Origin of the sequence: Kribbella sp. NPDC051718 (assembly GCF_040681515.1) — a bacterium.
Taxonomy (GTDB): domain Bacteria; phylum Actinomycetota; class Actinomycetes; order Propionibacteriales; family Kribbellaceae; genus Kribbella.
The window spans coordinates 459,920-482,232 of the sequence record NZ_JBFAYZ010000003.1 but is presented as its reverse complement, the minus strand read 5'-3'; the positions used below and the strand labels follow the sequence as shown (position 1 = coordinate 482,232).

Sequence of the window (22,313 nt, the reverse complement as noted above, 5' to 3'; positions counted from 1 at the left end):
CCCCTCCCCGCCCCTGACGCACTTGGGGAGGCAAATACCCCGCTCCGGGGGCAAGATCCGCCCCGGCATCGGCCGAAACCCTCCCCGTCCACAGGGTGCGAAGAGGGAGGCGGCGGCGGTGGAGGTCGAGGGCATCTTGTCTGTGTGGAGAACGATCAGGAGGGGCAAGCGCCGGCAGCGTTGATGGGTAGGGGTGACGAGTCGGTTCGGTTGTTCGTGGAGTTGCGGCAGCGGCAGAAGGGGGCCTTCAGCCGGGCTCAGGCGTTGGAGTACGGGATCACCGACAAGGTGCTCCAACGGAGGTGCCGGGTGCGGCAACTGCAGCGGGTGCATCATGGCGTGTACGTCGACTTCACCGGTCCGTTGCCGTGGGAAACCAGGATGTGGGCTGCCTGGCTCGCCTGCGGGCCGGATGCTGCCCTGACCGGCAAGACCGCGCTCCGGTACTACGGGTTGGAAGGCGACTGGGATGACGCCGACCCGATTCACCTGGTCGTACCCCACGCGCGTCGCCTCGATCGCCGAGCGGGGATAGTCGTAACCCGCTGGCGTGAGCTCGACTCGCGATTGCATCCAACCCGTAGGCCACCGACCGTACGAGTGGAGGTCGCCCTGCTGACGACCGCGAGCCGGGAACGAGCGGCCGCACGGCAAGCAGCAATGCTCCTGGACGCCTGTCGCCAGCGCCGGACGACCCCACAACGACTGCTGGCCGAGCTGGCGACGCTAGGCCAGCTGCGCGGTCGAGAGGTCATCCAGCAGATCTTGCTCGACGCGGCGGACGGTGTGCAGTCGTTCCTCGAACACTGCTATCTGCTCCGGGTCGAGCGCGCTCACGGCCTGCCGGTTGCCGACCGTCAGGTCCGGGCCGTCGCAACTGCCGGCTCAGCCGCTGCCAACGACTCCACCACGGCCGGACCCAGGACCGCTGCCCGCGACAAGCCGTCGAAGCGAGTTGTCTATCGCGACGTCGAGTATTCGCCGTACGACGTGATCGTCGAACTCGACGGCCGGCTTGGCCACTCCGACGCGCTGTCCCGCTGGCGTGACATGAGCAGGGACAACGCTGCTGCGACGAGCGGGAAGCTCACCTTGCGATTCGGGTACCAATTGGTCAGCCACCCCTGCGAAACCGCGGCTCAAGTGGTGACCGCCCTGCAGCACCGCGGCTGGACCGGCGCGCCTCATCCCTGCTCCCCCACCTGCGCACTTGGGGGGATCCTGTCCGGATCCGGGGAGGCAAATACCCCTATTCGGGGGCAATATCCTCCCCACCCCAGGCGTCAACCCTTCCCGGCTAGCTGAGCGAGCTGAGATCCGGCGGAACATCGACCGCGTGCTCCCGCAGGACGCTCAGCGGGATCGTGTCGAGGGAGCGGGCGTGGGTGGAGGCCAGTACTACGGGAGCCGCCGCGCCGGCGTGGTACGCCTGGAGCCAGCGGGCCGCCACCACGCACCAACGGTCACCGGGGCGCAACCCGGCGAAGTTGAACTCCGGCCGCGGGGTCGACAGGTCGTTGCCGACGCCGGCCTGATGAGTCAGGAACTCGGTCGTCATCACGGCGCAGACGGTGTGGCTGCCGAGGTCCTCGGGGCCGGTGCTGCAGCAGCCATCACGGAAGAACCCGGTGATCGGGTCGGTGCCGCACTCCTCGAGCGCCTCGCCCAGGACGTTGAGTTCGCTCTCCATCGAGGCCGGGTCAGGACGCCTTGGTGTCGCCGAGGCGGGGCTTGATGTGGTCGTCGACCGACTCGCCGGCCTTGATGAGCTCCTTGGCCTTCTCGGCGTACATGTCGACGTACTCCTGGCCGGACAGCTCCATCAGGGCGTACATGATCTCGTCGGTGACCGAGCGCAGCACGAAGCGGTCGCGCTCCATCCCCTCGTACCGGGAGAAGTCGAGCGGTTTGCCGATCGACACACCGGGACGGATCAGCCTGGGCAGCCGGCGGCCGGGCTCGCGGATCAGGAACTTCGGCCAGACCGAACCGGGCGGGTTGAGCTTCTCGGTGTCGATCATCGCCACCGGGATGACCGGTACGCCGGCCACGATCGCCATCCGGGCCACGCCGGTCTTGCCCTTGTACAGCCGGCCGTCGGGCGAGCGGGTGCCCTCCGGGTAGATGCCGAAGAGTTCACCCTTGGCGAGGATCTCCAGCCCGGTGTTGAGCGCCGCCAGCGAGGCGCGCCCGCCGGAGCGGTCGATCGGGATCTGGCCGATCGAGCGGAAGAAGGTCGCCATCAAGCGGCCCTTCAGCCCGGGCGCGGTGAAGTACTCCGACTTGGCCGGGAAGATGATCTGGCGCGGCACCGCGACCGGCAGGAACACCGAATCGGTGAACGCAAGGTGGTTGCTCACCAGCAGGGCCGGCCCGGTCGAGGGAATGTTCTCCAGCCCCTCGACCCTGGGACGGAAGAGGAGCTTCGCAATCGGTCCGACGAAAAACCGCCTGAGGAACAGGTACAGCAACGCCTTCACCTCCGTCACTCGGCCGAGAGCCTACGTTCCACCATCCTCTACAAGCAACGTGGCCGCCAGGAATAGGCGGGTTGCACTCTGTGTTGTCCCGTGGTTGCAGACTGGGTGCGATGTCGATCACGACACTCATGCCGGGGTGGGCGGGTGGCCCTGTGGCTGCGACCATTGGCATCTGTTGGATCCATCCGACCCGTCGAGGAGTACCCGTGGCAGTGCAAGCTCATGCGGAAGAGTTCCGCAGCCCAGGATCCGGTGCGAACGCCGCGACCGGGGTGCTGCTGAGCCACGGCTTCACCGGCTCGCCGCGGTCGCTGCGGCCGTTCGCCGAGCATCTGGCGGCCGAGGGCTACGGCGTTGCCGTACCGCGGCTGCCCGGGCACGGGACGACCTGGCAGGAGATGAACAACACCCGCTGGCAAGACTGGTACGCCGTCCTGGACAACGAGCTGGAGCGGCTGCGCAAGGAGCACGACCAGGTGTTCGTGGCCGGGCTGTCGATGGGCGGCTGCCTGGTACTACGGCTCGCCGAGCAGCACGGGGCGGACATCTCGGGTGTGATCCTCGTCAACCCGTCCGTGCAGACCGACGACAAGCGGCTCGTACTGCTCCCGGTGCTGCAGCGGCTCGTGCCATCGTTCCCCGGCATCTCGAACGACATCAAGAAGCCCGGCGTCGACGAGGGCGCCTACTCCCGGATGCCGCTACGCGCGCTCTACTCGCTGTCACAGCTGTGGACGATCACCCGGGCAGATCTGGCCAAAGTCACCCAGCCGGTGCTGCTTTTCCGCAGTACTGTCGATCATGTCGTGGAACCGAGCTCGGGCCGGGCGATCCTGGCTTCGATCTCGTCCCGCGACGTGACCGAAACCCTGCTCGAGGACAGCTACCACGTGGCCACTCTGGACAACGACGCTCCCCGCATCTTCGCCGACTCCACCACCTTCATCCACCGGGTAACCGCCGATGCGTGACAACGGCCTGACCGCGTCGACCTACACGTCGATGGGCGGCATAGACCCCCAAATAGCCGAACCAGTCCTCACCGCCCTAGCCGAGGCAGGCATCGCCGCATACGCCGGCAAGCCCGGCGAGACCGCAGCCGTCGGCACGACCACCGGCGAGTCCACGGTCGGCACGACCACCGGCGAGTCCACGGTCGGCACAACCGCCGCTGAATCCACCGACGGCGCAGGCGAGACCACGACCGGAACGCCCTCGCACACCGCAAGCGCAGGCGCAGGCGCAGGCGACGCCTCCTCCCCTACCCAGCCGAGCGGCGCCGAAGGCGCCGCGCAGGCGGACCCCGCAGGCGAGGGCTCCCCCGGCGCTTCCTCCTCCACCCAGCCGAGCGGCGCCGACGGCGCTGCGAAGGCGGACCTCGCCGAGGCGGCGGGCGGGCCGGCGACTTCTGCCACCACCGACAGCTCGGCCGAGCCTGCTTCGTCAGCCAAGCCGAGCGGCGCCGACGGCGCCGCGAAGGTGGACGCGGCGGATGTGCCGGTGCGGATTCCCGTCGGGTTCGACGAGATTTTTGTTGATGCGGCGGCTGAGGTCAAGGCTCGGGGGGTTATTGCCCGGAGTACTGAGGATGCTGAGTGGGCGTCTTTGGTGGAGCAGTTCAACTTGCCGTCGGCGGAGGGGCATGATGCGACGCCGGTGCCGCGGTGGCCGGTGAGTGAGGATGTCGAGGAGGGGTCGTACGAGCCGCTCATCGACGTACCGGCCGGGTTGATCGTCGGGGATACCGACGAGGATCCGCCGGAGGAGCCGCCGGCCAGGCGGGCCGAGGATCATCACGATCATTTCGTGCCGCCGGAGCCGCCGAAGGGGCCGAAGCTGGACTGGATCAGCAGGGCCGCCTGGCTCGGGCTGATCGGCGGGCCGGTGCTGTTGATCCTGGCCGCGTTGCTCGACTTCGGCACAGGGCGGATCACCACGCTGGCGGTGGTCGGATTCATCGGCGGATTCCTCACCCTGGTGATCCGGATGAAGGACCGGCTGCCACCAGAGGACACCCCGGACGATGGAGCGGTCGTCTAGCCGTTTAGGCTGCAGATCGTCGGACAATCCGACGAGATGAGCTGGGACCAAAAAGGGGAGGCACCCGTGCAGGTCACCGAGACGGTCGAGATCACCGGCCACCTGATGGATACCGGGCTGCTGTCCCGGGTCCTCGACGACATCCGCGGGTACGGCGGTGAGTACACGCTGGACAAGTTCGACCTCGGCTACGACAAGGACGACCCGTCCACCGTCCGGATGACCGTCGGCGCCGAGGACGAGGAAGCGCTCCAGCGGCTGCTGATGCGGATCCAGACCAAGGGCGCGAACCTGGTCAACCCCGGTACGCCGGAGATCTCCGAAGTACTCCAGGACGGCGTCTTCCCGGACGGCTTCTACTCGACCACCAACCTACCGACCAGCGTGCGCCTCAACGGCCACTGGGTCTCGGTCCGCAACCCGGAGATGGACTGCGGACTGCTGGTCGACGGTGAGGACGTCCGGACCATCCCGATGTCCGAGGTGAAGGCCGGGATGCGGATCATCTCCAGCGCCCAGGGCGTCAAGGTCACTCCGCCGATCGTCGCGCACGCCGAGGAGTCGTTCGGCTTCATGGAGTCGGACGTGTCCAGCGAGAAGCCGCAGGGCGTGCTGGTCAAGCAGGTGGCCGAGGGCATGCGCGAGGCGAAGGCGGCCGGGCTGAAGGTGCTCTGGGTCGGCGGCCCGGGCATCGTCCACACCGGTGCCGCGCCGGCCATGGTCGCGATCGTCGAGGCGGGTTTCGTCGACGTCATGTTCGCCGGCAACGCGCTCGCCACGCACGACATCGAGTCGTCCTTGTACGGTACGTCGCTCGGCGTCGACCTGGCCCGAGGTCGCGGGGTCGAGCACGGGCACGAGCACCACATCCGGGCGATCAACACGATCCGCAAGGCCGGCTCGATCGCCGCGGCCGTCGAGACCGGCGTACTGACCTCGGGCGTGATGCACGCGCTGGTCAAGAAGGGCAACAAGTTCGTCCTGGTCGGCTCGGTCCGCGACGACGGCCCGCTGCCGGACGTCTACACCGACGTACTGGCCGGCCAGCGGGCGATGCGCGCCGAACTCGAGGGCGTCGGCTACTGCCTGATGGCCGCGACCATGCTGCACTCGGTTGCCACCGGCAACATCTTGCCGGCGTCCGTCCCGCTCACCTGCGTGGACATCAACCCGGCCACCGTCACCAAGCTCGCCGACCGCGGCTCGGCGCAGGCCCGTGGCATCGTCACCGACGTCGGCCTGTTCATCGAGCACCTCGCCCGCGAGCTTTCGCCGGCGTACGCCGACGCCAAGTAGTCGTTCTGTCGGTGCTGAGTGCCATGGTGGATCCATGGCACTCAGAACGAAGGCTCACTGGTTCGGTGTAGTACTCAACTCCCCCGATCCCAAGGCGCTGGCCGACTTCTACCAGCGTCTGCTCGGGTGGACCCTGTTTCCCTCGGACGATGACTCCGACTTCGTCAGCCTGGCGCCGTCGGAGGAGGCCGGCTACAACCTGGCCTTCCAGCGCGAGGACCTGTACGAACGCCCGGTCTGGCCGGCTGAGCGGGGCAAGCCCCAGATGCAGCTCCACCTCGACCTCGAGGTGGACTCGCTCGACGAGGCGGTCGCGCATGCCGTCGCGTGTGGTGCGGAGTTGCCGGAGTTCCAGCCGCAGGACAACGTCCGTGTGATGCTCGACCCAGATGGTCACCCGTTCTGCCTCTATCTCGGCTGAGCAGGCAGGATGGGTGCCATGACGGAACTCGTGCACCTGGCGGTCGTCGACGGCGTCGCGACGATCACGCTGGACTCGCCACACAACAAGAACGCACTCTCCCAGCAGTTGACCAGCGAACTCCTGGCTCATCTGGAAGCCGCTGACGGGGACGACGCTGTCCGGGTGATCGTGATCCGGTCGGCGCTGGACGTGTTCTGCTCCGGGGCGGATCTGTCCGAGGCGACGTCGGTCGGGATGAAGGTCGGAGCGCAGCGGATGGTCGACGTCCAGCGCGCGATCGTCGCCAACTCGAAGCCGATCGTCACCCGCGTCGCCGGGCCGGTACGGGCCGGCGGAATCGGCATCGTCGCCGCCTCCGACATCAGCATCGCCGGCCACAGCGCGACCTTCGCTCTCACGGAGGTCCGCCTAGGCCTGGCCGCCGCGACCATCTCCCTGACGGTGATCCCCCGCCTGACGGACCGTGCCGCCTCCCTCACCTTCCTCACCGGCAACAGCTTCGACGGCGTCGAGGCAGCCAACCTCGGCCTGGTCACCCAGTCGGTCCCCGACGCGGAGGTCGACTACACCCTCGCCGAAACCCTCAAGTCCCTCCTGAAGGGCGCCCCCCAAGGCCTGCGCGAGTCCAAGAAGCTCCTCAACCGCGCCCTCCTCGCCGACATCGATGCCCGCGGCACCGACCTCGCCGAGCTCTCGGCTTCCCTCTTCGGCTCCCCCGCAGCCCAGGAAGCCATGCTGGCCTTCCTGAACCGCAAGAAGAGCTAGCCCACCCCGGAGGCAGTCGGCCCCTGGCGGCCGGACCTCCATGCATGCACAACCTCTGCACGTCGGCCCCACAGGCCGGGGTAAGCGTTTGCCTGGTGGGTTGAGTATGCGTGGGCGTCCACACGTTGCCGCCGGCAACGTGTGGCTGGTTGCCAGCCTTTCAGCCCAGCGGAGGTGTCAGTTCGACCAGCATCGGGAGGTGGTCGGAGCCGGCGGCGAGGTCGGCGCGAGTGACGCCTTCGATGCTGTCCAAGGGGATGACCCGGCCGGACAGTCCTGGGGAGAGGTGCGCGCCGTCGATGCGCTTGACCGGGTTGTCCGAGTGGAAGGTGTTGCCGGCGTTGACGCCCAGATCCGTCAGCCCCTCGGCGGCGAGGCGGTCCCAGACCGGGCCACCAGGTTCTTCGTTGAGGTCGCCGACCAGGAGGTACGGGAGGTTGAAGGACTTGCAACCGCGGAGTACCTGCTCCAGTTCGCGCTGGCGACCGCGGATGTGCAGGCCGAGGTGGCAGACCACCAGGGCCAGATCGACCCCGCCGAGCGTGGTCCGGCCGCCGACCGAGCCGCCGGGGAGCTGGGTCGCGATGAAGCGGAAGCGGCGGCGGACGAACGGCCGCCAAACCCTCCAGTGCAAGGGATCCGCGAGGTCGATGCCGTCGGCAACCAAGATCGCATTGCGTGCCGAGGCTGCGATGTAGCGGAGCCCGAAGCTCGCCGCCATCGCCTCGCGCTTGCGGCGGGTGCCCCACCAGGTGGGCGCTTCCTGGACGAGCATGACGTTCGGCGCGCAGGCCTGTACGACGCGCGCCAGTGCTTCCCGATCGTCGCCCCAGCGGTGCACGTTGTACGAGAGCACCCGCATCGACGAGCCGGCCGCGCCCTCATTGCTGGCGGCAACCGGCTCCGGGCTGGCCGCGCGTTCATTGCTCGCGGCAACCGGCTCGGGGCCGTCCGTCATGCCTCGGTGTCGCCGTTCAGCTCGGCGGGCGCCGGTTCTTTGATCGGCTCAGCCGTTCGCATGCCCGTACGCCGGCCAACCGACTTGCGCGCGGCCCGCTCGAGCCGGGTCGACCGGGCACCGCGCGCGGCGGCCGTCTTGGCCGTCACCGCGGTCGTCTTGACCCGCACCCGACGCAGCCAGGTCGCCTCTTCGCGAGCCAGATCGGCCGCACCGACCATGCCGGCCTCAGGGCCAAGCACCGCCCGTACGATCCGCGCCTCGGGCCGGAACCCACGCCCGGTCAGCGTCCGCTTGAACGCCTCACGCGCCGGAGCGAGCAGCAACTCCCCCGCATCCGACACACCACCACCGATCACGAACGTGCCGGGGTCGAGCGCCGCGGCCAGGTTGGCCAGGCCGATGCCGAGCCAGCGGCCGACATCCTCCAGCAACTCGACCGCGACCGGGTCGCCGTCCTTGGCGAGCGCCGTGACCATCGGACCGTTGATCTTGCGCGGGTCGCCGTCGGCCGCCCGCAGCAAGTTGTGTGCCACCGGCGAACCGGACAGCGCCAACTCACGAGCCTCACGGGTCAGCGCGTTGCCCGAGGCGTACTGCTCCCAGCAGCCACGGTTGCCGCACTCGCAGCGATGCCCGCCCGGTACGACCTGCATGTGCCCGAACTCGCCGGCGATACCGAACTTGCCGCGCTGCAGAGCACCGTCGTTGAGGATCGCGCCGCCGATACCGGTACCGAGCGTCACGCAGACCAGATGGCTCTCCCCCTGGCCGCCGCCGAACCGCCACTCCGACCAGGCGGCCGCGTTCGCGTCGTTCTCGACCACCACGGGCAGCCCGAGGCGGCGCTCGACGGCGTCGCGCAGCGGCTCGTGCCGCCAGGCCAGGTGCGGGGCGAACAGTACGGACGAACGCGTCCCGTCGACGAAGCCGGCCGCGCCGATCCCGACCGCGATCACGTCGTGCCGCGACTCCAGGTCGTGCACGATCTCGGCGATCGCGTCCTCGGTCTCGCGCGGGTCCTTGGTGGGCGTGTCCCGGCGCAACCGGTCCAGGATATTGCCTTCAGGATCAACCACTCCGGCGGCCACCTTGGTGCCACCGATGTCGATCCCGATCGTCAACGCCTGCGTCAGAGCCATCGCACAAGCCTCCTTGCGAATCCCCCGGAGTCCCTTGCAAGCCTACCTAGCGGTCTCACTCCGGCCCCGGAGCCGAGCCTGCTCAACGCGGCTTCTCCGGCGTAGGGGCTGGTTTGCGGGCCAGGTCGGCGGCGCCGATCAGGCCGGCGTCGTTGCCCAGTTCGGCGAGGCCGAAGGCGGGGTGGGGGCGGTTCGCCTTGGCCGGGAGGTTCTTCTCGAAGGCCGTCCGGGCCGAGGTGACGATCAGCTCCTTGGCCGCGCTCACGCCGCCGCCGATCACGATCGTGCTCGGGTCGAACAGCGTGGCGATACTCGCCAGCCCCTCGCCCAGCCAGCGCCCGAGATCATCCAGCAGTTCCACGGCACACGGATCGCCGGTAGCCGCCGCCTCGGTGATCATCGGACCGGTCAATGCCGCCGGGTCGGTGATGCCGCACACGCTCAGCATCTGCGCCGCCGTCAGCGAACCGGACTCGGCCTGCGCACGCCCTTCGCGGACCAGCGCCCGCCCCGACGCGTACTGCTCCCAGCATCCACGAGCTCCACACCCACACCGATGCCCGCCCGGTACGACGCGCATGTGCCCGAGCTCGGCCGCGACTCCGTGAGCGCCGCGCAGCAGCTCACCATCGATCACCACGCCGCCACCGATCCCGGTACCGACGGTCACGCAGACCATGTGCTCGACATCCTTCGCCGCACCGAACGCGAACTCGCCCCAGGCGGCCGCGTTGGCGTCGTTCTCGACCACCACCGCAACCTTGAGCGCGTCAGCCACCCGTGCACCGAGCGGTTCGTCCCGCCAGGCGAGGTTCGGCGCGAAGAGCACGGTCGAACGATCCGAGGAGACGAACCCGGCAGCGCCGATCCCGACCGCCTCGACCTGGTGGTCCTTGATCAGCTCGGCGGCCGCGTCGATGATCGCCGCCGCGGTCGCGTCGACCGAGTCGGCCGGGGTGTCGCGATGGGTCCGCGCGACGATCGCGCCGTGCTCGTCGACGACGCCCGCGGCGATCTTGGTGCCGCCGACGTCGATGCCGATGGTCAATCCCATGGTTCGGGGTCCTCACTCACGTCGATCCGGTCCACGCGGGACCGGGCGGGCCGTTCAGGTTCCTGCGCCTTGGCGGTCCGCGACTCTGCGTCCTCCCGGGCCTGCCGCGCGGCGTCCGCGGCAGCTTCCAGCAGCGACCGTACCGATCCGAGCACCCCGGCCGCCGCCGTCGACAGCTGCTCGATCGTCTCCGGGCTGGTGGTCCGCACCTTCGAAATCAGCTGGCAGAGCGGACACCACTGGCACTCCGCTGCCCCACGGGCAGCGCCATGCTCATGGCTCCCCGCCGCCCCGGCCCCCTCCGACGCTGGACGCTCCGAGGCCGGCCCCTCCGACGCCGCGCCGCGACCCGGCGCTACGGGATCCGCGGGCGCGAAGCCCGCTTCCGGCTCGGGGGCTCGGGATGGGCTGTCGTGCCGGGCGGCCTGTTGCAGTACGGCGAACAGCTTGGCTGCCTCTTCGGCGACCGAGCCGACGGGCTCCTTGCTCATCTGGTGCCCTCCGAGATCGCCGTCGGCTCGTTGTCGAACTGCTGGCTCATCTGCTCGCGAATCTCCTTAGCCAGCGCCTCGACGGACTCCAGCGATCCGACGGAGTCCAGCGACCCGTTCGCGGGTGGCCGATCGACAGCCCGCGGCAACGGCTCACGCGGTGCGAAGCGTACCTGCAGCCGCCCATCGTCCAGCCTCGCGCCCGCGACAACTCCACGGGCCAGCGCGGCCGGCAACGGCAGCACACGTCGGTACGAGCCGACAGTGATGATCAGCTCGTCCCCATGCCGCGCCAACTCCAGATCGCTGGCCGAGGCGAGCGGCAGCGGCATGGTCAGCGTGTACGTCCGCCCGTCGGTGTCGATGTGCCGATCCACCCACAGCGAGGTCTCGTCGGTCGCCCGGGTGAACGGGTCGTCCTTCCCGTACATCTCGACCGCGAACGCCGCGAGCTCCTCGACCCCGACCGGCTCGCACGCACGGTACGGCGACTCCCAGATCGGCAGCGGGCGAAACGAGTCGGCGACATCGTCGAGGATCCCGCGCTGAGCAGCGACCCATTGGCGTCGCCAGTTGTCGGCGCCGGCCGCCGGGAAGACCCGGTTCGCGATGACACCGTCGACGCGATAGCCGAACAGGGACAGGGTTGTGAGCGACCGCCGGGCCTCGGCGACGACAACGGCTTCTGGCGTCAGTACCAGCCGCACTGAAGCGTCGGGACCGGTCAGCAAGGTGCGGATGTCGGCCAGATCGCCCTGCAGGCGGCGGAGGGCGTCGAAGACGGTGTCGTCGGGCATCGGCAGCCCGGAAGCCTTGCCGAGCCAGGGCCGGAAGGCGCGGACGACCTTGCGCTCGGCGTTGAAGATGCGGCCCAGGTACCAGGTCAGGGCGTCCGGCAGCGCGAGCAGCCGGAGCGTCTCGGCGGTCGGCGCGCAGTCGACGACGATCACGTCCCAGCGGCCGGACCGGACGTGGTCGCGCACCTCGAGCAGCGCGAGCACCTCCTCGGCGCCCGGCAGCACGGTCAGCTCCTCGGCCTCGATCGGGTCGACCCCGATCACGTTCAGCACCGAGCGCAGGTACGCCTGGATGTCACCCCAGGACCGCTCGAACCGGCGCTGCGCGTCGATCTGCTGGACGAACAGCAGGTTGTCGATCTCGGTCGGCTCCCCGCCCACCTCACTGTCGAACGCATCCGACAACGAGTGCGCGGCGTCCGTCGACAGCACCAGCGTGCGTAACCCGCGCAACGCGGCGAGCGTGGCGGTCCCAGCGGCCGACGTCGTTTTCCCGACGCCGCCTTTACCCGTGTAAAGCAGTACCCGAGTCACTGGATCAGGACTCGACGCGCTTCTTGAGCCCCTTCAGGGCTGTGTCGATGATGACCTTCTCGGCCTTGCGCTTGAGCAGGCCGATCATCGGGATCGCCACGTCGACGGCGAGCCGGTACGTCACCTCGGTGCCCTGGTCGCCCAGGTCGCGCAGGACGTACGAGCCGTCCATGCCCTTCACCATCTTGGCCTGGACCAGCGTCCAGGTGACCTCGTTGCGGGACCAGACGTAGTCCAGCGTGTACTCGTCCGAGATCGCCCCGGCATCCACCTTGAACCGGACCTGTTTGGGCCGGCCGGCCTCGTCCGTGGACAGCACCTGCGTCTCCCGCATCGAGTCGGCCCACTCCGGGTACGCCTCGAAGTCCGCGATCACCGCCATGATCGCCTTCGGGGTCGCGTTCACGACGATGGTCGAGGTGGTCTGCTCTGCCATCGATTCACCTCTTCGCTGCCGGGACGGGTTCTGCCAGGACTGATCGGAGGTCGCTCGCGCGCCCCCGGGGTCCAGCGATGAGACTATCGCGGGTTCGGACTGCGCCCTGCCCTCACCCGCGGCGCGGCCTTGCTCGAGTTCGTCCTTGAGCCGCCAGATGTTCGCCCGGTACTGCGCGACGTACCGCTCCCGCAGCCTGCTCAGCCGGCGGTCGCCGACCGCCATGACCGGGTCGATCCGGAGGTACCAGTGGACGATCACTCCGTCTCGCACCGGCTCCAGCCACCACTCCGCCGTACCGATGCCCTCGCCGGTCACCGCCCAGCGCACACCCTCCAGGCCGCGCCGCTCGGACGGAGTCAGGATCAGGCCCGGCCACCACTGTTTCCACAGGGTGTCCGCGCCGAGCCGCTGGGCAACGTAGGCTGGTTCGGCGACGAGGAGATCGTCGCAACTTATGTCTAGCGCCGGCATGCCTGAATCCTGGTGTCCAGTGAGTCACAGATCTGACTACTTGTGGGTAGGTTGACGGTAGCGTGCGATTGAGTTGTCCATTCGTAACCGTCTGAGGAGACGCGAATGCGTGAGTTCACCACCCCTGCTGTCATCGAGCCGCCGGCCACCGGCAGCTTGAGCGATCCCGTCTGGGCGAACGCGTCGTCCCATCCTGACACCGCGGTGTTCAGTCGACGGGTCGAGGGTGGCGGCTGGCTGGACATCACCGCCGCCGAGTTCGCGCAGCAGGTGGGTGCGGTGGCGAAGGGCCTGATCGCGGCCGGGGTCAAGCACGGCGACCGGGTCGCGCTGCTCAGTGCCACGCGGTACGAGTGGACCCTGATCGACTACGCGATCTGGAGCATCGGCGCGGCGACCGTGCCGATCTACGAGACCTCGTCCGCGTCCCAGATCCAGTGGATCCTGACCGACTCCGAAGCGGTCGTGGCAGTCGTCGAGACCCCGGCGCACGGTGTCGTCGTCGAGTCCGCGCGGGCCGAGGCGCCGGCCTTGCAAGAGGTCTGGCAGATCGAGTCGGGCGCGGTCGACCAGCTCACGGCCCTCGGCCAGCAGGTCAGCGACGCGGAGCTGGACAAGCGGCGTACGGCGGTCGTCCCCGGTGATCTGGCGACGTTGATCTACACCTCCGGCACGACCGGGCGGCCGAAGGGCTGCAAGATCAGCCACGCCAACTTCATGGACGAGCTCGGCACCGCGACGAAGGTGCTGCCCGACCTGTTCAAGCTGGACGGCGCGTCCACCCTGCTGTTCCTGCCGCTGGCGCACGTGTTCGCCCGGATCATCCAGGTCGGCTGCGTGCTGATGCGGGTCAAGGTCGCGCACACCGCCGACGTGAAGAACCTGGTGCCGGACCTCGGCTCGTTCCAGCCGACCTTCATCCTCAGCGTGCCGCGGGTGTTCGAGAAGGTGTTCAACACCGCGTCGCAGACCGCGCACTCGGCCGGCCGGGGCAAGATCTTCGACGCCGCCGCCGAGACCGCGATCGCGTACTCGGAGGCCCAGGACAAGGGTGGCGCGGGCTTCGGGCTGAAGGCCAAGCACACGCTGTACGACAAGCTCGTCTACGGCAAGCTGCGGGCAGTGCTCGGCGGCCAGGTCGAGTACGCCGTGTCGGGTGGGGCGCCGTTGGGCAACCGGCTCGGACATTTCTTCCGTGGCATCGGCGTACCGGTCCTGGAGGGCTACGGGCTGACCGAGACGACCGCCGCGCTGGCCGTGAACCTGCCGGACGACATCCGGATCGGGACGGTCGGCAAGCCGCTGCCGGGCGTGACGGTCGGGGTGGCCGACGACGGTGAGCTGCTCTTCAAGGGCGGGCAGGTGATGCTCGGCTACTGGAAGAACGACGAGGCGACCGCTGCGGCGATCGACGCCGATGGGTGGTTCCACACCGGCGACCTGGGTGAGTTCGACGCCGACGGGTTCATCAAGATCACCGGGCGGAAGAAGGAGATCCTGGTGACGGCGGGCGGCAAGAACGTGGCCCCCGCGGTCCTGGAGGACCGGATCCGCCTGCACCCGCTGGTCAGCCAGTGCATGGTCGTCGGCGACGGCAAGCCGTTCATCGCCGCCCTCGTCACGATCGACCCGGAGACCATCCCGGCCTGGGCCGAGAAGCACGGCAAGCCCAACGACATGTCGGTCCTGGTGGACGACAAGGACCTGATTGCCGAGATCCAGACCGCGATCGACGACGCCAACAACGCCGTCTCCAAGGCCGAGGGCATCAAGAAGTTCAGCATCCTCACCGAGGACTGGACCCAGGAGAACGGCGAGCTCTCCCTGAAGCTCTCGCTCCGCCGCCACATCGTCATGAAAAAGCACGAAGCCGACGTCGAAGCCCTCTACACCAAGTAGGCAGCACCCTCGGTCCGACGCGACCTTGAACACCTAGAGGCGACCTTGAACACGTTATTTCATGTTCAAGGTCGCCATTTCATGTTCAAGGTCGCTGTTTGGGGGCGGCGGGTCGGTCAGTTGTCGGTGGTGAGGTCGTCGTAGGTGTTTTCGGCGGCTTCCTTGAGTTCCTTGACGGCCTCGCCGACGCCGGTGGCGGCGAGGATGCTGCCGAGGATCGTGTTGGCCCACTTGAAGGCGCTGAGGAACCGGCGGGGACCGCGGCCGACGGCGTTGAAGGGCCGGCCCAGCGAGCGGTCCCAGCCGGACAGCTTCACGCGGAGGTTGGCGCCGGTCAGGCCGCAGCGGAACATGCGTTCGTCGTAGGCCGCGTCGCCGACCACCTCGCGCAGCTCGGCGAAGGCGTCGCGATCGGCCAGCTCCTCGTACGCCGCCTGCAGCTCCTGACTCTGCTCGGGCGGCAACAATCCGTCCGGCCCGATCGCCAGCCGCAGGAACTCGTCCAGCTGCCTGACGAACTGCTGCAGTGCTTCCCGATCCTCTGCGGGCATGACTCCTCCTGGGCAAGTACTCGGCGGAGGGCCTACCTGCTACATCGGCAAGCCCAGGCCCGCGTTACCTGCTGAAGGACACTTCGCTGGCGTGTTCGACGGCTTCCAGCTCATCGCCGAGCGCCCAATCGGCCACCCGCGAGACGGTCTCGGCGGAGATCGCCGGCGCGGCGGCCGTGGCTGGGATGCCGGTGGTGCTGTGGGCATCGTGCGGCAGGACGACGCGCAGGCCGCGGGCGAGCGCAGTACGGGCGGTGGCGCTGACGCACATCTCCGACATCAGCCCACAGACCGCCACCGCCTGTACTTCGTGAGCCGCCAGAAGCTCAGCAAGCGGAGTACCGGCAAAGGAGTCGTCCTGCAGCTTGCGGACGACCGGCTCACCGGCCTCGACCCCGAAGTGGAGTTCCCAGCCCGGCGTTCCCGGCGCATCCGCGGTCGCCTGGACCCCGTCGTTCTGCACGTGGACGATCAGCACGCCGGCCGCCCGCGCCTTCGCCAGCAACTCGCCCACCCGCTCGAGCAGTCGGGCTGACTCGGGTACCACTGCGAGGCTGCCTAGCTGGACGTCGATGATGAGCAGCGCCTGGACTGGTTGCATGGCGCGATCCTAGGCACGACTCGTGCCCCGCGGTGGCGCACCCTCCAACGCCACCGCAGGGTTGCGGTGGCCCCCTGATGCCACCGCGAGTCGCGCCTCCCCCCTCCAAGGCACTGCGCCGGTCGCGTTTCTGATCACCGGCTTGATCTACAAGAGGACCCAGATGCGCGCTTGATACGTTCGATTCCCGGATATTTTCGGCGGCTTTGGTATCTCTGGGTCGCCGGCCGCCTCCTCTCCGGCAGAACAGACCGACCGTGGACGGAGTCCGTCCCAACCGCGAGAATGACTGAGCGGTTGGCGGGGCCGCCGACAGAACCGGAGTCAACTCGATGGATCTGCTGCGAGATGTCAGCACTGCCGAGCTCGTCAAGCGAGCACAGGCGACTGACCAAGCGGCCTGGAACGCCCTGACGGCGCGGTACACCAACCTCTTGTGGTCGGTGGCCCGCAGTATGCGCCTCGGCAGCGACGACGCCGCCGACGCCGTCCAGACGACCTGGCTGCGGCTGGTCGAGCGCCTGGACACCGTGCGCGATCCGGAACACCTGGGCAGCTGGCTGGCGACGACCGTACGCCGGGAGTGCCTCGCGATCCTCCGCCGGCGGGTGCCGACGCCGACCGATTCCGACTGGGACAGCCTGCCGGACGACGACGCCGCTCCACTCGACGCCGGTCTGTTGAAGACGGAGCAGGACTCGGCCCTGTGGCGAGCGTTCCGGTTGCTGAAGCCGCGCTGCCAGGCTCTGCTGCGGGTGCTGATGGCGGATCCGCCACCTCCGTACGCCGAGGTCGCCGCCTCCCTCGACATGCCGGTCGGCAGCATTGGGCCGTCCCGCCAGCGCTGCCTGGCCAACCTTCGAAAGCTGGCCATGCCATGAACATGTTCGACGATGACGACGAACTGATGGCCCAGCTCAGCCGGCTGGCCGGCGAGCTGGACGCCGTACCGGAGCATGTCGCGGCCGCTGCCCGGGCGGCGATCAGCACTCGGGATCTGGACAGCGAGCTGGCCGAATTGGTGGCCGACTCCTCGGCGACCGAGCCGGAGCTGGAGTTCGAGCTGGTCCGGCGAGGAGCTGCGGACGCCGGGCAGGATCGGCTGCTCTCCTTCGACAGCGGCGAGCTTCAGGTCGAGCTGGAGGTCGTACAGGATGGCGACGAGCTGACGCTGATCGGTCAGGTGATCGGTACTGCGCCGGTGGACTGCTCACTCGAGTACGGCGACAGCCGCCGGGTCGCGCTGCCTACCGACGAGCTGGGGCGCTTCCTGGTGGATGGGCTGTCCGGCGGGCCGATGCGGGTGCGCTGCCGGTCGGCGACGGGCGCTTCGGTCGCGACCGCCTGGGTGATGGTTTGACGCTGTCAACACCCGAGGGCGACGAACGACAGCGCGGTGGCGAGCATGACCGGGTCGTCGGCGATGCTCGCGCGGACGGCACGCAACGCAGTACCGAAGGAAGCTCCGCCACGCAGGTGCTCGTGGAAGTCGACCATCAGGCCGGCGGTGGCGGCGTCGTTGACCGGTACGACGCTCGCGAGCAGGCTGGCCGTGCCGAGTGGGACCAGTGCGGAGACGACGCCGAGGAGCTCGTCGGAGCCGACGGCTGCCGCGACGCCGGACTCGCAGCTGGACAGGACGAGTCGCTGTGGGGCTCGGCGCAGGCGGCCCAGATCGTAGATGGTCAGTGGGCCGTCGTGCAGGGTGAAGTTGGAGAAGAGCGGGTTGTCGGTGCGGAAGATGCCGTGGGCGGCGATGTGCGCGGTCCAGGCGCCGTCGAGTGCGGTCAGGGCGGCCTCGGCGGTCGCGCTGTCGTCCAGCAGGGTGATCGCGTCCGGGTAGCCCTTGTTGATCAGTTCGAGTTCGCCGGCGCTGCCGTCCAGGCCCGGACCGACGACCAGCGCCACCCGGCGGCGCGACGGAGCCTTCGTCCGGCCGGCTTTCAGCCACAACGCGGCCGACGGCGCCACGGTCGCCGCAACCGCCCCCAACGCCGGCAACATCGCCCAGGGCGCCGACTGCAACCGAGCAGTGGGAACGACGACGACGGGTCCACCGCCCAGGGCGGCTTGGCCCGGGGCGGCTCTGTGCAGGTCGGCGGCGGCTGGGCCGAGGAGTACTTGTTGGAGTCGGCGGCCGGCGGTTTCGAGGGCTTCCAGGGCTCTGGCCGGCGGGCGGCCCCGAGCCAGCCGGCGCAGCATGAACCTGGCCAGCTCGATCTCCCGGACGGCTGCGGCCACCGGCCCGACCCGATGCATCCGGACCCGGCGCCCGACCACGGTGATCGCGAACAGCTCCCCATCGACCTCAGTGAGCTCAACCAGCCGATGCTCCCCCAACCCACCCAACAACTCCTCCAGATCGCCAGCTTTCCCAGATGTGGTCAGGGTGGCGTCGGGGTGGGCGGCGAGGCGTCTGGTGCGGGAGCGGATGGCGGATTCGAGGCGGGTGCGGTCGGTGAGGAGGCGGTCGGTGGCGGGGCCTGGGTCGGCCTCGTTGAGGCGGGAGCTGATGTTGCGGAGGGCAGCGAGTTCTTCGGCGAGTTCGCGATCGTCCGGGCCGTGGACCGGCGGTACGGCGAGGGCGCCTGCTCGCCAGAGTTCGCTCCAACGCAACAACATGCGGGCGTCACCCCGGCGTACGGCATGACGTTGGGCCAGGGCCGCCAGCTCGGTCCCGTACGCCGCCGCATGCGCGCGCAACTCAGGAGCCGCCAGCGACCGCTGGTGATCTCCAGCAGCCTGCAACCCACGCCGACAGGCAATCAGCGTCGCGGCGGTGGCTCCCCGGCCCTCCGCTCGCAAAGCGTCGGCGAGCCAGCCCGCGGCATGACCGTACGCCGGCCCGCGCCGACGGAATCGAGCAGCAGTGGCAAGGTGCCGATCCGCATCGTCACGACGACCGACCTCAGCGGCCAACCGACCAGCCAACAGATGCGCCGACGCCGCCTCAGCAGAGTGCAGCTCATCCAGCCGGTCAGCCACCCGACCCGCCTGAGTGCTCAACCGCGCACCACGCTGCCCAGCGTCGTACCGCGACTGCAGCACGACGAACGACGCCCGAGCCTGCCAACTCTTCCGCCCTTGCCGACGGAAGAGTTCAGCCGCTGCCGCAGCCCGCTCCCCAGCCAGCTCGGGCTGTCCAGCCGCCTGCGCAGCCTGCGCCGCAGCGAAGAGCAGATCGGCCGTCGCAGTCCCGTTGCCAGTCTCATGGGCCAGCGCCTCCTCCGCACTCGCGAGAGCTTCGGACGCCAGCCCGGCGGCGAGCAGTACCGCCGATCGGTCGATGGCCAAGCTCGGCCAGGAGGTCTGCAGGGCCGCATACCTAGCCGCCGCTTCGTCGAGAAATCCGAGCGCCTCCGGCAGGTCACCCCGCTGATAAGCCAGATCCGCCCGGTTATGGACCGCCATCGCCGACTCCAGGTCCTGCCCCTCGGCGGTCAGCAGTTGCTCGGCGATCACCAGGTCGTGGTCGGCCCGCGTCGCCTGCCCGAGAGCGGCGTAGACGAGGAAGCGATGGGTGCGCGAGCGCGCCTCCCACAGCCGGTCGCCCCCTGTGCGCAGTACCTTGATCGCCCGGCGAAGGTCGGCGAGCGCCTCGTCGTACCGGCCGAGTACCCGCAACAGATAGCCCCTGCGCGTGAGGACGCGACCACTGTGAATCCCATTGCTGAGCGCAACGGCATGGTCCAGAGCCGTGAGTCCTTCCGCCGCGCGACCGGCCAGCCCCAGGGTGAGCCCGAGGGTCGCCTCGACATCCGCCATCCGCTCCGAATCGCCGGACCTCCCAGCCAGTCGAACAGCGCGGCGAAGCTCCGCGATCGCCTCGGTCGCCCGCCCCGAGTCGCGCAGCACGATGCCCTTCACCTGGTGCGCGATCGACGCGGTCCGCGGATCCAGTGCCTGCTCGAGCAACTTGTCCGCCGCAGCGAAAGCCTCGGCCGGCCGGGCCACCGCGAGCGGAAGCAGTCCGTCAGGAACCTCCTGACGGCCTGGTCTGGGGTCGCCACTGGCAACTGACACGGGTTGAGTCTAGGTTGCAGCGCACTGAAACTGCAGGGTCGAAATCTGGAGGGGTAATGCAGGAAGACAAGCCGGGAGACGGATCGGCGGCCGCCGATCCGAAGGATGGTCCCGAGACGCCGTGGGCCGAGCAGCGCCGGGCCATTCAGGAAAGCTATGGCGCCGGACCGGGTAAGGCGCGGTGGCGGGTCGGGATCGGAACCGGTGCGAACGACACCGAGTTTCTTTACGAGGAAGGCGTCCTGCTCGTCCGGCAGGAGTACTTCGACGAGGTACGCGACATCCTCGTGCAGCTCGGGCTGTTCCCCTCTGAAGACGACCAGGCGGCCGAGCGACGGGCAGCCGACGCCGAGGGCCGGGCCGAGCGTCAGTGGGTCGAGCCCGTGCTGGCGGGCCTGCGGCTCGTCCGGCTGTCGTCCGAACGCGACTACGACACGATCGACGTACTGGAAGCCGTCACCAAGGGCGGACGGCCGAGCGTCGACGGACGAGCCGCCGTGCAGATCAGCGGCGCCGGCCGGGACAGCGCCGCGCTGAACCACGTCGTACCGCTGTGTGGCAACGGTGCCGGATGTCCGGCGACGGAGCCCGAACCGGTACCTGCCGTCAGCTCGCCGTACCCCGGCTACACCCCGGATCGCGGGGCCGGCGACGGGGTGAAGATCGTCGTGGTCGACACCGGGTTCGACGCAGCTTCGCCGGCGCGCAGCCAGTGGCTGGAGGGAGTGTCGGGCGATCCCGACTATGCCCAGATCGGCGACACCTTGAACAAGTACGCGGGTCATGGGACCTTCATCGCCGGACTCATCCGCTGCGTCGCGCCACGGGCCGAGGTGTACGTCCGGGGCGTACTGAACTTCGGCGGCTCGGCGCTCGAGTCCGACCTCGTCCAGGCGCTCGACGCCGTACTGAACGAGGACTTCCCCGACATCATCAGCATGTCGGCCGGTACTCACGCCTACGACGCGACCGGTCTGCTCAGCTTCCGGGTCTTCGACGAGCTGCGGCTCAGCCACCACAAGGGCGTCGCGCTGATCGTTGCAGCGGGCAACGATGCGAGCCGGAAGCCGTTCTGGCCGGCGGCGTCGCCGTTCAGCGTGTCGGTCGGCGCGCTCGCCACCAGCTGGCAAGGACGGGCGCCGTTCAGCAACTTCGGTGGCTGGGTGGACGTGTACGCGCCGGGGCAGGATCTCGTCAACGCGTTCCCGGTCGGGAGCTACGAGTATCACGAGCCGCCGAACGTGGTCCCGGGGCAGCCGCCGCGGGTGGAGCGGTTCTACGGGATGGCTCGCTGGAGCGGTACGTCGTTCAGTACGCCGATCGTCGCCGGCCTGGTCGCGGCCCGGATGACCCGCACCGGCGAGAACGGACGTGATGCGGCTGCGGCCCTCATCAAGGAGGGGCAGCTCAACGCCCAGCCTGGGGTCGGCGCTGTGGTCCTCCCCGACTAGGCGGGGTTCAGGAAACGGGTGATCGAGCTGATCCGGTCGCCGCTGACGGTCAGGACGACTTGTCCGGTGTCGCGGCGATCGGATCCGTTCACGAAGTAGCACCGGTACGCCGGGAGCCGGTTGGCGTCCGCGGGCTCCAACTCCAGGGTCGCGTTGCGCCCGCCGGCGCTGGCCTCGAGGAATGCGGCGATCGCCGGCGGGCCGTAGTACTGGTGTGGTGCCGGAGGCATGGCCAGCCAGGCGTCGTCGGTGAGCAGGGTCTTGATGGTGGTGATGTCGTCGGCGGCGAACGCTTCGGCGAATCTTCGGGCGACTTTGCGTTCGGTTTCGGTGTCGCGGGGCGGAGGCGGGGTGTGCAGCGAGGCGCGGGCACGTTGCAGAGCGCCCTTGACGGCTGTGGGCGTCGTGTCCAGCAGGTCGGCCGCTTCCTTGCTCGAGAAGTCCAGCACGTCGACCAGGATCAAGGCGGCCGCCTGACGTGGAGGCATCCGCTGGAGCGCGGTGATGAAGGCAAGCTCGATGTTCTCGCGCTTGACGAGCTGATCGTCGAGCAGGGCATCGGGGTACGGCTGGAGCCAGGTGACGTCGCTGTGGCTGGTCGGCTCCGGCGGATCGAACGGCGGCAGCGGTTCCGGCGGCGGGCGGCGCTTGCTGTCGCGGATCGCGTTGAGGCAGCGGTTGGTGGCGATCTTGTACAGCCAGGTGCGCAACGACGAACGTTCGTCGAAATCGGGCAGCCCGCGCCAGGCGGCCAGCAGCGTCTCCTGCAGTAGGTCGTCGGCGTCGGTGAACGAGCCGAGCATCCGGTAGCAATGCAGATGCAGCTCACGCCGGTACGGCGCGGTCAGCTCCTCGAAGCTCTGCATCCCCACATCGTGCCAGCCGGACCGTTCCGAT

The 22,313-nt window shown here is 69.0% G+C and carries 22 protein-coding genes; 10 read left to right on the top strand and 12 right to left on the bottom strand.

Annotation, left to right across the window (positions count from 1 at the left end):
• Positions 1 to 144: 144 nt before the first annotated feature.
• Positions 145 to 1,305 (top strand): type IV toxin-antitoxin system AbiEi family antitoxin domain-containing protein, encoded by a 1,161-nt coding sequence (locus AB0M15_RS13845; RefSeq protein WP_363817503.1) that lies wholly within the window; start codon positions 145 to 147, stop codon positions 1,303 to 1,305.
• On the opposite strand, the gene AB0M15_RS13840 is transcribed toward AB0M15_RS13845, so the two are convergent.
• Together AB0M15_RS13840 and AB0M15_RS13835 are read right to left on the bottom strand one after the other, a co-directional pair.
• Positions 1,298 to 1,690, bottom strand: coding sequence for a DUF2237 domain-containing protein (locus AB0M15_RS13840; protein WP_363817500.1), 393 nt, complete (start codon positions 1,688 to 1,690; stop codon positions 1,298 to 1,300). The genes AB0M15_RS13845 and AB0M15_RS13840 overlap by 8 nt on opposite strands.
• A gap of 10 nt (positions 1,691 to 1,700) precedes the next feature.
• Positions 1,701 to 2,489, bottom strand: coding sequence for a lysophospholipid acyltransferase family protein (locus AB0M15_RS13835; protein ID WP_363817497.1), 789 nt, complete (start codon positions 2,487 to 2,489; stop codon positions 1,701 to 1,703).
• Between the two features lie 197 nt (positions 2,490 to 2,686).
• Between AB0M15_RS13835 and AB0M15_RS13830 the strand changes: the two genes are divergently transcribed.
• Genes AB0M15_RS13830 through AB0M15_RS13810 form a run of 5 tightly spaced genes read left to right on the top strand, consistent with a single transcriptional unit; the run spans position 2,687 to position 7,005 of the window.
• Positions 2,687 to 3,451: an alpha/beta fold hydrolase gene (locus tag AB0M15_RS13830; RefSeq protein WP_363817494.1), complete on the top strand. Its 765-nt coding sequence runs from the start codon at positions 2,687 to 2,689 to the stop codon at positions 3,449 to 3,451.
• Positions 3,444 to 4,520: a hypothetical protein gene (locus AB0M15_RS13825; RefSeq protein ID WP_363817491.1), complete on the top strand. Its 1,077-nt coding sequence runs from the start codon at positions 3,444 to 3,446 to the stop codon at positions 4,518 to 4,520. Before AB0M15_RS13830 ends, AB0M15_RS13825 begins: the two co-directional genes overlap by 8 nt.
• 36 nt (positions 4,521 to 4,556) lie before the next feature.
• Positions 4,557 to 5,816 (top strand): TIGR00300 family protein, encoded by a 1,260-nt coding sequence (locus AB0M15_RS13820; RefSeq protein WP_363817488.1) that lies wholly within the window; start codon positions 4,557 to 4,559, stop codon positions 5,814 to 5,816.
• 34 nt (positions 5,817 to 5,850) lie between these two features.
• Positions 5,851 to 6,237: a VOC family protein gene (locus AB0M15_RS13815; RefSeq protein WP_363817485.1), complete on the top strand. Its 387-nt coding sequence runs from the start codon at positions 5,851 to 5,853 to the stop codon at positions 6,235 to 6,237.
• A gap of 18 nt (positions 6,238 to 6,255) precedes the next feature.
• Entirely contained in the window at positions 6,256 to 7,005 is a 750-nt protein-coding gene (locus tag AB0M15_RS13810; RefSeq protein WP_363817482.1) for an enoyl-CoA hydratase-related protein, read from the top strand.
• 160 nt (positions 7,006 to 7,165) lie between these two features.
• Here the strand turns inward: AB0M15_RS13810 and AB0M15_RS13805 are convergent, their stop codons facing one another.
• From AB0M15_RS13805 to AB0M15_RS13780, 6 genes are all read right to left on the bottom strand, one after another.
• On the bottom strand, positions 7,166 to 7,963 hold the full coding sequence (locus AB0M15_RS13805; protein WP_363817479.1) for an endonuclease/exonuclease/phosphatase family protein: 798 nt from the start codon (positions 7,961 to 7,963) through the stop codon (positions 7,166 to 7,168).
• Complete coding sequence (locus AB0M15_RS13800; RefSeq protein ID WP_343968710.1) at positions 7,960 to 9,105, bottom strand: ROK family glucokinase; 1,146 nt, start codon at positions 9,103 to 9,105, stop codon at positions 7,960 to 7,962. The genes AB0M15_RS13805 and AB0M15_RS13800 overlap by 4 nt, the downstream gene beginning before the upstream one ends.
• A gap of 82 nt (positions 9,106 to 9,187) precedes the next feature.
• On the bottom strand, positions 9,188 to 10,159 hold the full coding sequence (locus AB0M15_RS13795) for an ROK family glucokinase (protein WP_363817475.1): 972 nt from the start codon (positions 10,157 to 10,159) through the stop codon (positions 9,188 to 9,190).
• Positions 10,150 to 10,650 (bottom strand): hypothetical protein, encoded by a 501-nt coding sequence (locus AB0M15_RS13790; RefSeq protein WP_363817472.1) that lies wholly within the window; start codon positions 10,648 to 10,650, stop codon positions 10,150 to 10,152. Before AB0M15_RS13790 ends, AB0M15_RS13795 begins: the two co-directional genes overlap by 10 nt.
• Entirely contained in the window at positions 10,647 to 11,981 is a 1,335-nt protein-coding gene (locus AB0M15_RS13785) for an ArsA family ATPase (protein ID WP_363817469.1), read from the bottom strand. Before AB0M15_RS13785 ends, AB0M15_RS13790 begins: the two co-directional genes overlap by 4 nt.
• A gap of 4 nt (positions 11,982 to 11,985) precedes the next feature.
• Positions 11,986 to 12,891 carry an SRPBCC family protein gene (locus tag AB0M15_RS13780; RefSeq protein WP_363817466.1) on the bottom strand — a complete coding sequence of 302 codons (906 nt, stop codon included), beginning with the start codon at positions 12,889 to 12,891 and terminating at the stop codon, positions 11,986 to 11,988.
• Positions 12,892 to 12,996: 105 nt separating this feature from the next.
• Between AB0M15_RS13780 and AB0M15_RS13775 the strand changes: the two genes are divergently transcribed.
• Complete coding sequence (locus AB0M15_RS13775) at positions 12,997 to 14,790, top strand: AMP-dependent synthetase/ligase (protein WP_363817463.1); 1,794 nt, start codon at positions 12,997 to 12,999, stop codon at positions 14,788 to 14,790.
• 116 nt (positions 14,791 to 14,906) lie between these two features.
• On the opposite strand, the gene AB0M15_RS13770 is transcribed toward AB0M15_RS13775, so the two are convergent.
• On the bottom strand, positions 14,907 to 15,341 hold the full coding sequence (locus AB0M15_RS13770; RefSeq protein WP_363817460.1) for a hypothetical protein: 435 nt from the start codon (positions 15,339 to 15,341) through the stop codon (positions 14,907 to 14,909).
• Positions 15,342 to 15,405: 64 nt separating this feature from the next.
• Positions 15,406 to 15,942: an isochorismatase family protein gene (locus AB0M15_RS13765; RefSeq protein WP_363817457.1), complete on the bottom strand. Its 537-nt coding sequence runs from the start codon at positions 15,940 to 15,942 to the stop codon at positions 15,406 to 15,408.
• Between the two features lie 332 nt (positions 15,943 to 16,274).
• On the opposite strand from AB0M15_RS13765, the gene AB0M15_RS13760 reads away from it, so the two are divergent.
• Positions 16,275 to 16,823, top strand: coding sequence for a sigma-70 family RNA polymerase sigma factor (locus AB0M15_RS13760; RefSeq protein ID WP_363817454.1), 549 nt, complete (start codon positions 16,275 to 16,277; stop codon positions 16,821 to 16,823).
• Positions 16,820 to 17,302 carry a hypothetical protein gene (locus AB0M15_RS13755; RefSeq protein ID WP_363817451.1) on the top strand — a complete coding sequence of 161 codons (483 nt, stop codon included), beginning with the start codon at positions 16,820 to 16,822 and terminating at the stop codon, positions 17,300 to 17,302. Before AB0M15_RS13760 ends, AB0M15_RS13755 begins: the two co-directional genes overlap by 4 nt.
• Before the next feature lie 5 nt (positions 17,303 to 17,307).
• Here the strand turns inward: AB0M15_RS13755 and AB0M15_RS13750 are convergent, their stop codons facing one another.
• Positions 17,308 to 19,965 (bottom strand): CHAT domain-containing tetratricopeptide repeat protein, encoded by a 2,658-nt coding sequence (locus AB0M15_RS13750; RefSeq protein ID WP_363817448.1) that lies wholly within the window; start codon positions 19,963 to 19,965, stop codon positions 17,308 to 17,310.
• Positions 19,966 to 20,021: 56 nt separating this feature from the next.
• Here AB0M15_RS13750 and AB0M15_RS13745 point away from each other — a divergent pair, with 56 nt between their 5' ends.
• Positions 20,022 to 21,416, top strand: a complete 1,395-nt coding sequence (locus AB0M15_RS13745; protein ID WP_363817446.1) for a S8/S53 family peptidase — start codon at positions 20,022 to 20,024, stop codon at positions 21,414 to 21,416.
• Here the strand turns inward: AB0M15_RS13745 and AB0M15_RS13740 are convergent.
• Complete coding sequence (locus tag AB0M15_RS13740; protein ID WP_363817443.1) at positions 21,413 to 22,282, bottom strand: RNA polymerase subunit sigma-70; 870 nt, start codon at positions 22,280 to 22,282, stop codon at positions 21,413 to 21,415. The two genes, AB0M15_RS13745 and AB0M15_RS13740, sit on opposite strands and share 4 nt — an antisense overlap.
• Positions 22,283 to 22,313: the final 31 nt, after the last annotated feature.

Excerpts from the sequence above, each read along its gene's own strand:
- AB0M15_RS13840 (WP_363817500.1), bottom strand. The coding sequence starts at position 1,690 with ATGGAGAGCGAACTCAACGTCCTGGGCGAGGCGCTCGAGGAGTGCGGC.
- AB0M15_RS13825 (WP_363817491.1), top strand. The coding sequence starts at position 3,444 with ATGCGTGACAACGGCCTGACCGCGTCGACCTACACGTCGATGGGCGGC.
- AB0M15_RS13820 (WP_363817488.1), top strand. The coding sequence starts at position 4,557 with ATGAGCTGGGACCAAAAAGGGGAGGCACCCGTGCAGGTCACCGAGACG.
- AB0M15_RS13815 (WP_363817485.1), top strand. The coding sequence starts at position 5,851 with ATGGCACTCAGAACGAAGGCTCACTGGTTCGGTGTAGTACTCAACTCC.
- AB0M15_RS13810 (WP_363817482.1), top strand. The coding sequence starts at position 6,256 with ATGACGGAACTCGTGCACCTGGCGGTCGTCGACGGCGTCGCGACGATC.
- AB0M15_RS13805 (WP_363817479.1), bottom strand. The coding sequence starts at position 7,963 with ATGACGGACGGCCCCGAGCCGGTTGCCGCGAGCAATGAACGCGCGGCC.
- AB0M15_RS13800 (WP_343968710.1), bottom strand. The coding sequence starts at position 9,105 with ATGGCTCTGACGCAGGCGTTGACGATCGGGATCGACATCGGTGGCACC.
- AB0M15_RS13795 (WP_363817475.1), bottom strand. The coding sequence starts at position 10,159 with ATGGGATTGACCATCGGCATCGACGTCGGCGGCACCAAGATCGCCGCG.
- AB0M15_RS13790 (WP_363817472.1), bottom strand. The coding sequence starts at position 10,650 with ATGAGCAAGGAGCCCGTCGGCTCGGTCGCCGAAGAGGCAGCCAAGCTG.
- AB0M15_RS13780 (WP_363817466.1), bottom strand. The coding sequence starts at position 12,891 with ATGCCGGCGCTAGACATAAGTTGCGACGATCTCCTCGTCGCCGAACCA.
- AB0M15_RS13775 (WP_363817463.1), top strand. The coding sequence starts at position 12,997 with ATGCGTGAGTTCACCACCCCTGCTGTCATCGAGCCGCCGGCCACCGGC.
- AB0M15_RS13770 (WP_363817460.1), bottom strand. The coding sequence starts at position 15,341 with ATGCCCGCAGAGGATCGGGAAGCACTGCAGCAGTTCGTCAGGCAGCTG.
- AB0M15_RS13765 (WP_363817457.1), bottom strand. The coding sequence starts at position 15,942 with ATGCAACCAGTCCAGGCGCTGCTCATCATCGACGTCCAGCTAGGCAGC.
- AB0M15_RS13760 (WP_363817454.1), top strand. The coding sequence starts at position 16,275 with ATGGATCTGCTGCGAGATGTCAGCACTGCCGAGCTCGTCAAGCGAGCA.
- AB0M15_RS13755 (WP_363817451.1), top strand. The coding sequence starts at position 16,820 with ATGAACATGTTCGACGATGACGACGAACTGATGGCCCAGCTCAGCCGG.
- AB0M15_RS13745 (WP_363817446.1), top strand. The coding sequence starts at position 20,022 with ATGCAGGAAGACAAGCCGGGAGACGGATCGGCGGCCGCCGATCCGAAG.
- AB0M15_RS13740 (WP_363817443.1), bottom strand. The coding sequence starts at position 22,282 with ATGCAGAGCTTCGAGGAGCTGACCGCGCCGTACCGGCGTGAGCTGCAT.